The 13027-nt window shown below is 51.8% G+C and carries 12 protein-coding genes and 1 pseudogene; 7 read left to right on the plus strand and 6 right to left on the minus strand.

Features of this window, described 5'->3' with window-relative positions; all coding sequences use genetic code 11:
• The first annotated feature begins 211 nt into the window (after positions 1-211).
• The 3 genes and pseudogenes from LZP96_RS23075 to LZP96_RS23085 all read left to right on the plus strand — a co-directional run.
• The gene (locus tag LZP96_RS23075) at positions 212-769 is read left to right on the plus strand and encodes a recombinase family protein (RefSeq protein WP_001162012.1); all 558 of its coding nucleotides are present in this window, start codon (positions 212-214) and stop codon (positions 767-769) included.
• 2 nt (positions 770-771) lie between these two features.
• Complete coding sequence (locus LZP96_RS23080; RefSeq protein ID WP_001138073.1) at positions 772-3744, plus strand: Tn3 family transposase; 2973 nt, start codon at positions 772-774, stop codon at positions 3742-3744.
• A 32-nt stretch (positions 3745-3776) separates the two neighbouring features.
• A pseudogene (locus LZP96_RS23085) lies at positions 3777-4139 on the plus strand (ISKra4 family transposase); the annotation flags it as partial.
• Here LZP96_RS23085 and LZP96_RS23090 read toward each other — a convergent pair.
• The 4 genes from LZP96_RS23090 to LZP96_RS23105 are packed head-to-tail and all read right to left on the minus strand — an operon-like array spanning position 4103 to position 9696.
• On the minus strand, positions 4103-4513 hold the full coding sequence (locus LZP96_RS23090) for a DUF6710 family protein (protein WP_224256499.1): 411 nt from the start codon (positions 4511-4513) through the stop codon (positions 4103-4105). The pseudogene LZP96_RS23085 and the gene LZP96_RS23090 sit on opposite strands and share 37 nt — an antisense overlap.
• Positions 4513-7749 carry a MobF family relaxase gene (gene mobF / locus LZP96_RS23095; RefSeq protein WP_012561166.1) on the minus strand — a complete coding sequence of 1079 codons (3237 nt, stop codon included), beginning with the start codon at positions 7747-7749 and terminating at the stop codon, positions 4513-4515. The genes LZP96_RS23090 and mobF overlap by 1 nt, the downstream gene beginning before the upstream one ends.
• A complete protein-coding gene (locus LZP96_RS23100; RefSeq protein ID WP_000342688.1) occupies positions 7749-9278 on the minus strand; it encodes a type IV secretion system DNA-binding domain-containing protein in 1530 nt (509 codons plus the stop codon). Before LZP96_RS23100 ends, mobF begins: the two co-directional genes overlap by 1 nt.
• A gap of 1 nt (position 9279) precedes the next feature.
• On the minus strand, positions 9280-9696 hold the full coding sequence (locus tag LZP96_RS23105) for a hypothetical protein (RefSeq protein ID WP_001749975.1): 417 nt from the start codon (positions 9694-9696) through the stop codon (positions 9280-9282).
• Positions 9697-10186: 490 nt separating this feature from the next.
• Between LZP96_RS23105 and stbA the strand changes: the two genes are divergently transcribed.
• From stbA to LZP96_RS23125, 4 genes are all read left to right on the plus strand, one after another.
• Positions 10187-10606: a plasmid stabilization protein StbA gene (gene stbA / locus LZP96_RS23110; protein WP_001749974.1), complete on the plus strand. Its 420-nt coding sequence runs from the start codon at positions 10187-10189 to the stop codon at positions 10604-10606.
• An 8-nt stretch (positions 10607-10614) separates the two neighbouring features.
• A complete protein-coding gene (gene stbB / locus LZP96_RS23115) occupies positions 10615-11331 on the plus strand; it encodes a StbB family protein (protein ID WP_001749973.1) in 717 nt (238 codons plus the stop codon).
• 1 nt (position 11332) lies between these two features.
• A complete protein-coding gene (gene stbC, locus LZP96_RS23120) occupies positions 11333-11701 on the plus strand; it encodes a plasmid stabilization protein StbC (protein ID WP_000414913.1) in 369 nt (122 codons plus the stop codon).
• 181 nt (positions 11702-11882) lie between these two features.
• Positions 11883-12227: a hypothetical protein gene (locus tag LZP96_RS23125; RefSeq protein WP_000999874.1), complete on the plus strand. Its 345-nt coding sequence runs from the start codon at positions 11883-11885 to the stop codon at positions 12225-12227.
• Between the two features lie 110 nt (positions 12228-12337).
• On the opposite strand, the gene ccgAII is transcribed toward LZP96_RS23125, so the two are convergent.
• Positions 12338-12658, minus strand: a complete 321-nt coding sequence (gene ccgAII, locus LZP96_RS23130) for a protein CcgAII (RefSeq protein ID WP_001749971.1) — start codon at positions 12656-12658, stop codon at positions 12338-12340.
• A gap of 54 nt (positions 12659-12712) precedes the next feature.
• The gene (gene ccgAI, locus LZP96_RS23135; protein WP_000214483.1) at positions 12713-12892 is read right to left on the minus strand and encodes a protein CcgAI; all 180 of its coding nucleotides are present in this window, start codon (positions 12890-12892) and stop codon (positions 12713-12715) included.
• Between the last annotated feature and the right edge of the window lie 135 nt (positions 12893-13027).

Consider the following 13027-nt stretch of genomic DNA (forward strand, 5'->3'; position numbering starts at 1 on the left):
TGAACGCTTCCAGGCACGCGCCAAGGCCGCGACAGAATCTGACATTGCGCCTGTCCCTGGCGGTTCGCAGCCGTCAGATTGAGGCATACCCTAACTTGATGTCAGATGCCATGTGCAAACGATGTCAGAATAGAGTTAAATTTCCTATTGATTGACATATTCCGTCAAAGGTAATAGATTTCATCCTGACACTTTTGCCTTTGGAGGCATCTTGCAAGGTCAACGCATCGGCTATGTCCGCGTCAGCAGCTTCGACCAGAACCCGGAACGGCAATTGGAGGGTGTTCAGGTGGCGCGGGTGTTCACCGACAAGGCTTCTGGCAAGGACACCCAGCGTCCCGAGCTGGAAAGGCTGCTGGCCTTCGTCCGCGAGGGCGACACCGTGGTGGTGCATAGCATGGACAGGCTGGCACGCAACCTTGATGACCTGCGCCGCATCGTCCAAGGGCTGACACAACGGGGCGTGCGCATGGAGTTCGTCAAAGAAGGGCTGAAGTTCACCGGCGAGGACTCACCGATGGCCAATCTGATGCTGTCGGTCATGGGAGCCTTCGCTGAGTTCGAGCGCGCCCTGATCCGCGAACGTCAGCGCGAGGGAATCGTGCTGGCCAAGCAGCGCGGTGCCTACCGGGGACGAAAGAAATCGCTGAACAGCGAACAAATTGCCGAGTTGAAACGGCGAGTTGCGGCAGGCGACCAAAAAACCTTGGTGGCCCGTGACTTCGGCATCAGCCGCGAAACCTTGTACCAGTACCTGCGGGAAGACTGACCATGCCACGCCGCTCAATCCTGTCCGCCACCGAGCGCGAAAGCCTGCTGGCACTGCCAGATGCCAAAGACGAACTGATACGGCACTACACGTTCAACGAAACCGACCTGTCGGTGATCCGTCAGCGTCGCGGCGCCGCGAATCGATTGGGCTTCGCTGTGCAGCTTTGCTACTTGCGATTCCCTGGCACCTTTTTGGGCGTCGATGAGCCTCCGTTTCCGCCCCTGTTGCGCATGGTGGCCGCGCAACTCAAGATGCCAGTGGAAAGTTGGAGCGAGTACGGCCAGCGCGAACAGACACGGCGGGAGCACTTGGTCGAGCTGCAAACGGTTTTTGGGTTCAAGCCCTTCACCATGAGCCACTATCGGCAAGCCGTGCATACATTGACCGAGCTGGCCTTGCAGACCGACAAAGGCATCGTGCTGGCGAGCGCACTTGTCGAGAATCTGCGGCGGCAGAGCATCATCCTGCCCGCCATGAATGCCATCGAGCGCGCAAGCGCCGAGGCCATCACCCGTGCCAACCGACGCATTTACGCGGCGCTGACCGATTCTTTGTTATCACCCCACCGTCAGCGCCTGGACGAACTTCTCAAGCGCAAGGACGGCAGTAAAGTGACGTGGCTGGCATGGCTGCGCCAGTCGCCTGCCAAACCGAACTCTCGCCACATGCTCGAACATATTGAGCGCCTGAAATCCTGGCAAGCACTTGATCTGCCCGCAGGCATCGAGCGGCAGGTTCACCAGAACCGCCTGCTCAAAATCGCTCGTGAAGGTGGCCAGATGACGCCTGCTGATCTGGCAAAGTTCGAGGTGCAACGACGCTATGCCACGCTGGTAGCGCTGGCCATCGAAGGCATGGCCACCGTCACCGATGAAATCATCGACCTTCACGATCGCATCATCGGCAAGCTGTTCAACGCGGCCAAGAACAAGCATCAGCAGCAGTTCCAGGCTTCCGGCAAGGCGATCAACGACAAGGTGCGGATGTATGGGCGCATCGGTCAAGCGTTGATTGAGGCCAAGCAAAGCGGCAGCGATCCGTTCGCCGCCATCGAGGCCGTTATGCCCTGGGACACCTTCGCCGCCAGCGTCACCGAAGCGCAAACATTGGCGCGGCCTGCCGACTTTGATTTCCTGCACCACATCGGTGAAAGCTATGCCACGCTACGCCGCTACGCGCCGCAGTTCCTGGGCGTGCTCAAATTGCGGGCTGCGCCCGCCGCCAAGGGTGTGCTCGATGCCATCGACATGCTGCGCGGCATGAACAGCGACAGCGCGCGCAAGGTGCCCGCCGATGCGCCAACCGCATTCATCAAGCCGCGCTGGGCAAAGCTGGTTCTGACCGACGACGGCATCGACCGGCGTTACTACGAGTTATGCGCCCTGTCGGAGCTGAAGAACGCGCTGCGCTCCGGTGATGTCTGGGTGCAGGGTTCTCGCCAGTTCAAGGACTTCGACGAATACCTGGTGCCGGTCGAGAAGTTCGCCACTTTGAAGCTGGCCAGCGAATTGCCGCTGGCAGTGGCCACCGACTGCGACCAATACCTGCATGACCGGTTGGAATTGTTGGAGGCGCAACTCGCCACAGTCAACCGCATGGCTGCGGCCAACGACTTACCGGATGCCATCATCACCACCGCGTCAGGCCTGAAGATCACGCCGCTGGACGCGGCAGTACCAGACGCCGCGCAAGCCATGATCGACCAGACAGCTATGCTGCTGCCGCACCTCAAAATCACCGAGTTGCTGATGGAGGTCGATGAATGGACGGGCTTCACCCGCCACTTCACACACCTGAAGACCAGCGACACGGCCAAGGACAAAACCTTGCTGTTGACGACGATCCTGGCCGACGCGATCAACCTGGGTCTGACCAAAATGGCCGAGTCCTGCCCTGGCACCACCTACGCCAAGCTGTCTTGGCTGCAAGCCTGGCACATCCGCGATGAAACCTATTCGACGGCGCTGGCCGAGCTGGTGAATGCGCAGTTTCGGCAACCCTTCGCCGGCAACTGGGGTGACGGCACCACGTCATCGTCGGACGGCCAGAACTTCAGAACCGGCAGCAAAGCAGAAAGCACTGGTCATATCAACCCGAAGTATGGAAGCAGTCCAGGACGGACTTTCTACACCCATATCTCCGACCAGTACGCGCCCTTCAGTGCCAAGGTGGTCAACGTGGGCATTCGTGATTCAACTTACGTGCTTGATGGCCTGCTGTACCACGAGTCGGACTTGCGCATCGAGGAACACTACACCGACACGGCAGGCTTCACCGATCACGTGTTTGGCTTGATGCATTTGCTGGGATTTCGCTTCGCGCCGCGTATCCGTGACTTGGGCGAAACCAAGCTATTCATCCCCAAGGGCGATGCCGCCTATGACGCGCTCAAGCCGATGATTAGCAGCGACAGGCTGAACATCAAGCAAATACGCGCCCATTGGGATGAAATTCTGCGGCTGGCCACCTCCATCAAGCAAGGCACGGTAACGGCTTCGCTGATGCTGCGCAAACTCGGCAGCTACCCGCGCCAGAACGGCTTGGCCGTGGCGTTGCGCGAGCTGGGGCGCATCGAGCGCACGCTGTTCATTTTGGATTGGCTGCAAAGCGTGGAGCTGCGCCGCCGCGTCCATGCGGGGCTGAATAAGGGCGAGGCGCGCAACGCGCTGGCCAGGGCGGTCTTCTTCTACCGATTGGGTGAAATCCGCGACCGCAGTTTTGAGCAGCAGCGCTACCGGGCCAGCGGCCTCAATCTGGTGACGGCGGCCATCGTGTTGTGGAACACGGTATATCTGGAGCGTGCCACCAGTGCTTTGCGTGGCAACGGCACGGCGCTGGACGACACATTGTTGCAATATCTGTCGCCGCTGGGGTGGGAGCACATCAACCTGACCGGCGATTACCTATGGCGCAGCAGCGCCAAGGTCGGTGCGGGGAAGTTTAGGCCATTGCGACCGCTGCCACCGGCTTAGCGTGCTTTATTTTCCGTTTTCTGAGACGACCCCATATTGATAATTGCGTTATGTATTGCGATGACCCTGAACTCAGCTATCCTAGCCTGAAATCCCTGCAAAAACATCTGGATGAAATGTATACCTACATCCGGAATAATAAGATGATGATCCCAAACTACGGCGAAATGCGTCGGTACGGAGAGCCGGTATCAACCGCGTTTGTGGAATCCACGATCAATGAAGTGATCGCCAGACGAATGGCCAAAAAGCAGCAGATGCAGTGGAGCAGAAAAGGGGCTCATTATTTGTTACAGACCCGGACCGCCGTTTTGAATAACGAACTGCAGGATAAATTTGTCTGCTGGTATCCGGGTTTTCAAAGTGACGGGAAGGGACCAGCGATGGCAGCATAGCTCACGCTGCCCCAATATTTTTTATGCTCTCCTATATCGGCTAAAGCACTCCGGTAGCTTGATTCACCCCACGGCCACGGCAGGATCTTGGCCGTCGCAAGCGCCAGGGGAAAATCTTCAGCTGCAAGCCTGAGTGATTTCATGTGCGTGTAATCCATCGCCCAGATGATTTTTGTGAAGAAGAACTCGCGCTCGTTCATGTCCGGGCGCGCGTCCTGGCCCTCCGTGCCAACGGCCAGCAAGTAATCGGCCTGAATTGGCAGTATCAGCGCGCGTAGTAAGTCATGGATCGCCGGTTGCGGCAGTCTGCGCGCCAGATTAATTACCCGGTCGAACTTCAGTTTATCCTGCTTGCGCTTGTCGGTCTGCTCCATCAGATTTCATGGCCCCCTTCTTCATGCTCATGCTCATGGGTGTGTTCTTTTCCGGTATGGCTCTGTTCCGCCTGAGACGTCTGCGGCATGGCGTAATCGTCGTAAATGCTGCTGTCAAAGTCGTAGTCTGATGCTTCGGCATAATGCTCGTAATCGGCATACTCCTGCGCGCTCCACTGCTGATCGTCGGCAGCAGCATAATCATGGGCCAGTTCTGCATCATTTTGCTGTGCTTCATGACGCCGCAGGCCAACGGAATCATCCATAGGGTTCTGCTTAAGATGAAAGGCGTCCTCTGCGTTGCTCACCGGCTGATAATCAGTGCCGGTTGTCATGTTATGTTCATCGGGTTTCTGGTTAAACGCCATGCTTTCCCCCGTGGCTTCTGGCAGACCTTTTTCAGCTGATCGGGTTTCTAAACTGGTATCGCGGCCAATATCCTTAAACCTGGCCTCAAGCCCAAAGAAACGGTCAATTTCTGCGGCCGTGGTTTTCGGGCTGTCGCGGCTCACGCTCGATGCCAAAGATTTTTTATCGTCGGTAAAAATTTCCACCTCATGACGCGCACGCGAAATACCAACATAAAAAACGTCCTTAGAAGTGGTAAGCGATTTGGTATCTATGTTGAACAACACGCGATCACAGGTAAGCCCCTGGGATTTGTGGACGGTGGTTGCATAAGCATAGGAAAGATAAGAAGCCTGTTTTTTGTCCAGCTCAACCGTGCGCCCTTTTTTGTCCTCAAGCGTCAGTTTTTCACCCTCCACGGTTTTCACCGTGAAGCGGTCGCCGTTGGCAACGTCCAGCGTTTTATCGTTACGCGTTACCATGACCTTATCGCCCGGCGCCAGTTCGGCGCTGACTGCCTGGTATACAGACAGCTTGGTGTGTGTACGCGGGCTGAAAGCGATCTGCTCACCGCTGCTGCTTTCAACCGTCAATTTGTTGCCCGGCCCGGTATCAAGAACCTGGTAAGACTCGCCCCGCTTCATACCATTTTTGTAATCCTGTTCGGGGATAATGATTTGCCCTTTACTGAAATAACGGCTGTCGCGGCGTTCCGCCTGTGTCGAATCCACGCGGTCAAGTAGCGTGAACGTTTCGCCGGTTCCGGCAAGCCCCAGATTGCCCCGGATGTAGTCATTGAGGGTTTTGCGTGAGGCGTTCGTACCAGAGATTATCAGGGTGGCATCCTGTTGTTCTGAGGACAGAGACAGGTAGCGATCGGCAAGTTGAGCGAGTCGGGGCGCTTCTTCCTTCAGTTCGTTCACGCCGGTGATATTTTTCAGGGCGCGCGCGGCATTACCTTCAGCGGCATACTTAACCGCCTCAAGCAAAACTTCATTCTTCTGTCGCTGAATGTCTTTCATGTAGCTGGTCTGCATACCTGCTTTAATCAGCTGCTCAAAAGGCTTACCGGCTTCTACCGCTTTCGTCTGTGACGTATCCCCCAGGAATACCGCGCGAGCGTTATGCTTCTCGATCACCTCCATCAGCTGTTTCATCTGCCGGGCGGGTATAACCCCGGCTTCATCAATGAATACGACTGATTTTTCATCCAGCTTTTTATCCTTCGCTTTGAGGAAGGCGGCAACGGTGCGGGCCGGTAATCCATCATCTTCAAGCGCTTTTTTCTGTGTCCCATAGGGGGCCAGCGCCGTGACCTTCAGCCCTTGTGACTCCAGCAGCTCTTTAGCGGCCATCGTCATATAGCTTTTACCGGTACCGGCGTAACCATGTGCGGCCACAAAACGATCTTTGCTCGTCACAATTTCTGTAACTGCGCGCATCTGCTCATTCTTGAGGGTTTTCCCGGCGAGCAGCTGGCCTGCAATCTCTGCGGTCAGCTGTCGCGGCATCTGCCCCCGGCCGCGTGATTCGATAGTCAGAATGGAACGCTCAAGGCGAATACCCTCCACGGTAGTGACGCGGTGGCTGGTCTTTTTAAGCCTGCCGTTTTTAATACCATCATCTACCGCAAAACGGGCTTTATCCGCACGCATCCCGCTATTCGTCAGCGAGTCGATCCACTCTTTGCGCGTCAGAGTTTCGGCCATAACTGAAGCACCGACCTTCAGCGTTGATTGATACCGGGCTTCGCCCTCGATGATGGCGCCCTTCTGTACCGCCTTCAGGTACGCTTTTTCAACATCGGCCATTGTGGCATGGCCCAGCACCTGCTTATTAGCGATCTGAATCAGCTTCTGGCGTTCAAAGCTGGCATCGCGCTCTGACAGCGACTTAACTGCAAACTGGATAGCCCGGTCAGCTTTAACCTCAGGGCTGGTAAAATCCGGGGCCATGTTGCGCGCAATATCAGCCTCCAGAGGTTTACCGTGTCCCTGCCATTCACGGTTATCAAAATCAATGCCTAGCGTTTTGGCGCGGCTGGCCCATTCCTGGTGAATTTCTTCACGGGAATGCTCTGTTTTCTTTTCACGCGTCGCCATCGAGACGCGGCTTTTCGTCTGAGCATCGGCGGTTTCCCGCGTCAGGCCCATTGCAGCGAGTCCCTTTTCAATTTGCTCCGACCGGCGGGAAAAAGCGCGAATCTGTTCGTCTGAAAAATGGGCCATATCGAACGTGTTATTTTTGCTGTTGTAACGCAGCTCATAACCGGCTTTGGTCAACTCCAGCGCCAGCTCCTGTTTGTAAACATCGCCCAGGTGCATTTTGTTACGCATCAGCTCATCATTTTTGAGCGCGCGCCACTGGCCGTCCTCGCGCTGGGTCATGTTCATGACAAAAGCGTGGGTGTGCAAATCAGGATCTAGCGCCCTGGACGTTTCGTGGCGAAAAGTAGCGACGACAAGGTTATTGGTATTCTGGGTTACTGATTTCCCCTGGCGAGTCGTCCGGGCCTGCGCGAGTTTTTCAGCTTCACGCACAGCAGCGGCAACAGCTTTTTCATGAGCCTCGATAATGGTTTTATCGCCGTGTATCAGCGCCTGCATGGATACCCCTTTAGGCGCTGAAAACGTCAGGTCGTAGCCCAGACGCTCTTTTTTGGCATCACCCACGTGTCGCTGCATATGCGTGAAGGTATCTATCTCTCCGACAAGCAGCTCTTTAAACCGGGCTGATTCAACGTCCCCGGATAAGCCGAGGGCTTCAGCTCCGGTTCCCTGCCAGGACGTGAATGATGAATCCTTACTGTAGTAATCATCCTTTGCATCAGAGTAGTAGCCCACAACGCTAGTGACGTTCTGGCGGGTAATCGTGGTTATATCAAGCATCAGATCTCCCTCAGTTCAATGCCAGGAACAGGGTTTTTGCGATGGTATTTAACGTGTTTAGCCTTGAACTTAGCGACGGGCATATCACCAGGCAACGCCAGATAGCCGGTGAGGTTTGGCAACATTGATATTTCGGTAGGCGTTACGGCACGAACAACTTTAACGTCGCGGCGTTTACGGACAATCCAGGGCTTCTGAGGATCGGATTCTTTACGCTCAACTTCGCCTTCTATCTCACCGAGTGAGCGCGACATTTGATCCAACGTTTCATCACCGAGACGGCTGCCGCCCAGCACGATGTTAGAACGCATGTTAGCCAGAATTGTCTGAGCCATATCCCGACCATAAACCTTAACCAGCTGAGAATAGGTTTGATAGCCAGCATAAACACACAGACCGCTTTTACGCCCTTTGGTCAGTGCATCGTTGAGGTTTGGCAGAAACTGGAGTGATTCCAGCTCGTCAATAAATACATTAATGCGGCTTTCTTTTTCACCCATACCCAGCACGATAGAAAAAATCGAATCCAGCCAGCAGGAAATTAGCGGATTAAGTGACCTTTTCATTTCTTCCTGCCAGGTGATAAACAGGGTTCCCGGCTTTCCATCATCAAGCCAGTCACGCAGGGAAAAATTACCTTCCGGCATTTTCAAATGTGGGGCAAGATTCTTACTGAGAACAAATCGCGCGCTTCCAACTGCTTTTTCAGACCCGGAAAAAATAGCTTCGGCAGGCGTCCCCATTAAAAATTCTTTTAATTTTTTCTGGTCAACGTTACAGGCCCAGTGAATAACTTCTTCCATAGTTACTGTGCTATATAGGCTGTGAAGTTTTTTCGAAACTTCACTAAAAATAAGACGGCCATAGCCGAACCATTCTTCAGTAGCCATATCAGGGCTTTCCTGAACAATAGAGTTCACTAAGCGCTCGTAATCATATGAACGGCGAATTTCATTGAAAAACACCCAGCCTTCAGTGCGTTTATCATAGGCGTTTAAAATAACATCGCCGGGACGATAGAAATTCTTTAAGAAGCCCCCATTTGGATCTAAAGCAATATTTTTGCCGCCTCTAATGATGCTCTTAAATAACAGTTCATTGAAAATTGTGGTTTTACCAGTACCGGTTGTACCGGCAATCGAAAAATGCAAGTTCTCAGCGTATGTAGGTATGGGGATATTAGCCACGGTTAACTGGTTGACACCTCTTTCGCGTGTTTTATCAGCGAGTGTTCTGGCGCGAACAAGCTCTGTACCACGATAAATCTTTTTGAATCTTTCGCCTTTAAACACGCGTGATTTATCATAAATGATAAAAGCGATCAGACCGCCAACACCAATAAACCAGCCAGCAATTAAAGCTGACCATAAAGGCCATAGCGAAAAAGTATTCTTAACCAGATACGGAATCAGGTATTTAGCCGTGGATGGATCAATACCGTAGGTAAATTTTGCAACTAGAAACCATACCATCACTGGAGGCAAAGTAATTGCAAATAAAAATGCTAAGCCTCTTTCTCTATCGTCCATTTCAGCGCTCCTTTTTTGGTTCCCAGACTTTGTAGCCGTTACGTTCAACCTCTGCTTTTGCCGCTTTGGTTTTGCCCGGTTCTGCTATCGAGCGCAGGAGGATTAGCGTTTCAATAGCGAGTGATTCATGCAACATCATCTGTCCTGCCGGTGGGAATTTTACGCCAGATAGCGTTTCGGTTATTGCCTTCAGCTCATCGCGCAGTGGGCCAAAATCCGCATCTGAAGCACGGTCAAAAAGATAATCCAGTTTGCGATTTACGTCGCTCAGCCGGTCGGCAACTATTTTCAACCCGGACTCCCGATCACCTGGGCCAGCTTCAATGCAGCGCCGCAGATAATCTGACCGATTACCTCCTGAAACCAGGTCTATATAGGCCAAAAGTTCATCTGATACTTTTGCGGTTATTATTGGCATTCAGTCCTCACATTGTGCATTTTTTAAACAAAAAATTGGGATCTAACAAGCTGAAATCTTAGTATTACCAAAGTAATAAAGCAAACTCATTATAAAACAATGAGTTATTGGGTGTTTTTAATACCTAATTATTACCGAATATTGTTGCTATTTATTTTTTTATCTTTTAAATCAGTATGATAGCGTGATTTATCGCGCTGCGTTAGGTGTATAGCAGGTTAAGGGATAAAAAATCATCTTTTTTGGTAGGGGCGATCTACGTAGGTTAAGGACTAACTGGCTAAAAAGCGTTCAATATTCCGTATTCATGCTTGCATGAATACCAGTACAACAAAAGTACATCAAAATTACATCAAAATTACATCACTTGAAGGTTGACAGTACAACAAAATTACATCATTCTTTGGTCATGAGGTAGCCAGTACAACAAAAGTACATCAAAAGTACATCAAAATTACATCAAAATTACATCATTCTAAATGAGGGTACTATGAAGCCCAAAAGTATCAGGGCGGCACTTCAGTTGATGTTGCCGGAAATAGAAGAAATGCTGTCACTGGGAGTTTCCAGGGAGGAAATTTATAAGGCAGTTTCTGAACGCTTCGGCCTGGAAGGTGTGAACGTTCGTAGCTTTGATACGTCCCTATATAGAGCGCGGCAAATCCGGAAAAATGGAATGCACAATACACATGAAAGGATGCCGAACAATGATGATAGTGTATTGCACAATACACAAAAAGGAGGTAGCGAGAAAGGTGCAGAGGAAAGTGTATTGCACAATACACAAACGCCGCCTGAGCCTGAACCGCAAGGAAGTGAAAAAAAAGAAAGTCCCGGCATTATTGATAAAGAGTTCTTCAATAAAATCAGTGAAGATTTCGACCCTAAGATGTTCAATAAAAAATTCTGAGGTGATTTATGAAAGTAGCGGTAATTAATTACAGTGGCAGCGTTGGTAAAACCTTAATTTCATCCTACCTGTTAGCCCCGCGTCTGACTGGAGCAAAATTCTATGCGGTTGAAACTATCAACCAGTCTGCTTCCGATCTGGGGATTGAGAATGTTTCCATTTTTAAAGGTGATGACTTTTCACGGTTGATTGAAGATATTGTTTTTGAAGATGCCGGGATTATTGATATTGGTGCGTCAAACGTAGAAGCGTTCCTGATGGCAATGTCCCGCTTTGACAGTGGCGCGAATGAATTTGATAAGTATGTAATCCCGGTTACGCCTGATAATAAGGCCATTGATGAAAGCCTGAAAACAGCACATACGTTAAGTAAGGCAGGTGTAAGCAGCGATAAAATCATCTTTGTTCCAAACCGCATTAGTCCAGATAGTGAAGTAGAGGATGTACTGGCGCCGGTATTTGAATTTGTCAAACGAACGAAAGTTGGCAAAATCAGCAAGAAATCTGTTATTTATAACAGTGAAGTTTTCGAATATCTCGCGTATCACCGTATCTCATTCGAAGCATTGACCGCTGAAGATCCAGAAGAATTTAAAGCCCGCGCTAAACAAACAACGGATGCTGACGAGCGCAAAAAACTGGCCCGCCGTTATACCTACATGAAACAGGCAATTCCTGTTAAAGCTAATCTCGATAAAGCATATGCGGCTTTAATGGGAGAATAAAATGGAAAAGCAGCCAGATAAATTTGAAGTTCTGATGGATTGGTTTTTAGGTGACGCGAAGGAAATCACCGCAAGTCAGAAAGAAATGACTGAGATACTTTCTGCGCTTTCGGAAAAGCTGGCAAAAGACACCGAAAGTTTAGGAGAGACGGCAGACTCTCTTAAACGGACTTTAGTAGAAAACCAGCGTTCAATTAGCCTGGCAATTAGTGATGATGCTAAGGCGCGTGAGGAATTTCTGACGAAGTTCCGCCGCGCGCAGGCGTCCAGAGCTGAGACGTTAACCCGTCAGATCCTTTTTATTACAGCTGGCTGCACTATTGTGGGCGCCGCCGTGGGTGCCGCGATAGCCATAATTCTACTGAGATAATGTAAACCGGGCATGTCCCGGTTTTTTTTCAAGCGAAGCGCGGAGGCCGCAGGCCGGAGGCATTAGTGGCCGCCGCCCGAAGGGGCGAGACGCGTAGCGGCTCGATGCGCAGCACGGCAGAACGGCCCCGCAGGGGTAATGCCCGGTTTAATTCAACGTGACAGTCACGTGGAGGAAAAATATGAATGACCGACAGCGTGAACAAGCCCGTATTCGCCAGGCCCGGCGCCGCGCGCGACTCAAAGAGGAAGGCGCTAGCGTGACAGTCACGCTAACAAAACAGGAAGAAGCAATGTTACAGGAGCTTTGCCGGGTTCGTCGTCCAGGACGAACAGCCTATTCCACGAATGAGTTTTTCCAACTGCTGCTGATCCGAAACTGGCAACAGTGGCAGGAGCAAAAGGCGCAGCTGGGGAAATGCCAGGCTTGCGGAAAGCTGAAAGCGGAGGGAGGTTGCGGCGGCGAACGGCAGAGCGAAACCTTTAACTGCTGGCTAGCTGTCGAAGCAAACGAGCTTAATGTGTAGTGTATTGTGCTATACAGAAATTGCCAAAAGCAGCGCGGAGTAATAACTGAAACGGCCGCGCAGCGGAAAGAAAAAAGCCCGGTCAATCCGGGTTTTTTTCTTTCGGCGGCTCAGTAATCGTCTAGATCTCCGCAGCCCAGCGGGCAACAATTACGCTCAATACCGTGGCTGCAATAATCGTTTTCCCGATCCTGCCGGATTTCTTCCGCGATCTCGTCTTGGGTCAGATAGTCAAATTCACGCCGCGCTACCGCGATCAGTTCTTCCCGATACTCGGCCGGAACGCCAGCAAGATAGCCGTCAATAACCGCGCTCAGGCGGCGCTGATACAGTTCATAAATCAGGCCGCAGCGGGGCTGCTGTTCGCGCGCAAAACTCTCACACTGGCGACGAAAATCTTCAAGAGTCTGCTCAAGGGTTTGTGTGGTCATGTCGTTTGTCCTCGATCTTTCTGTTAAAGACCCGGCTTGGCCGGGTCGTCAGTGCTATTTAGTTTGTTGCAGCAGCTGGTCTAATTTTGCCGCCAGTGCATACGTCGATGTGAAAGCGCCTTGCAGGCGCTGATTAGGCAGCTGGTTGAACGCTTCGAGGCAGGCGCGCAGCAATAATTCTTTCTGAGATTCGACTTCTTTTTTCAGCTGGGAAGGGGTGGTAACAGTGGTCATGCTTACTCCTTAGTGATCCGATACCGGCAATTTTTCGGGTGGCGGTATTGCCTCCCGATGATTTAATTATCGGTGATTACGCCTTTAAAGTCAATACAAGTACGGAATTTATTTACATGTTTTTATGCCCGTCAG

The organism is Huaxiibacter chinensis (assembly GCF_022171985.1).
In the GTDB taxonomy this organism is placed as follows: domain Bacteria; phylum Pseudomonadota; class Gammaproteobacteria; order Enterobacterales; family Enterobacteriaceae; genus Enterobacter; species Enterobacter chinensis_A.

What these genes read in the sequence shown, in the direction of transcription:
- LZP96_RS23080 (WP_001138073.1), top strand. Translation starts at nt 772, where the DNA reads ATGCCACGCCGCTCAATCCTGTCCGCCACCGAGCGCGAAAGCCTGCTG.
- LZP96_RS23090 (WP_224256499.1), bottom strand. Translation starts at nt 4,513, where the DNA reads ATGGAGCAGACCGACAAGCGCAAGCAGGATAAACTGAAGTTCGACCGG.
- mobF (WP_012561166.1), bottom strand. Translation starts at nt 7,749, where the DNA reads ATGCTTGATATAACCACGATTACCCGCCAGAACGTCACTAGCGTTGTG.
- LZP96_RS23100 (WP_000342688.1), bottom strand. Translation starts at nt 9,278, where the DNA reads ATGGACGATAGAGAAAGAGGCTTAGCATTTTTATTTGCAATTACTTTG.
- LZP96_RS23105 (WP_001749975.1), bottom strand. Translation starts at nt 9,696, where the DNA reads ATGCCAATAATAACCGCAAAAGTATCAGATGAACTTTTGGCCTATATA.
- stbA (WP_001749974.1), top strand. Translation starts at nt 10,187, where the DNA reads ATGAAGCCCAAAAGTATCAGGGCGGCACTTCAGTTGATGTTGCCGGAA.
- stbB (WP_001749973.1), top strand. Translation starts at nt 10,615, where the DNA reads ATGAAAGTAGCGGTAATTAATTACAGTGGCAGCGTTGGTAAAACCTTA.
- stbC (WP_000414913.1), top strand. Translation starts at nt 11,333, where the DNA reads ATGGAAAAGCAGCCAGATAAATTTGAAGTTCTGATGGATTGGTTTTTA.
- LZP96_RS23125 (WP_000999874.1), top strand. Translation starts at nt 11,883, where the DNA reads ATGAATGACCGACAGCGTGAACAAGCCCGTATTCGCCAGGCCCGGCGC.
- ccgAII (WP_001749971.1), bottom strand. Translation starts at nt 12,658, where the DNA reads ATGACCACACAAACCCTTGAGCAGACTCTTGAAGATTTTCGTCGCCAG.
- ccgAI (WP_000214483.1), bottom strand. Translation starts at nt 12,892, where the DNA reads ATGACCACTGTTACCACCCCTTCCCAGCTGAAAAAAGAAGTCGAATCT.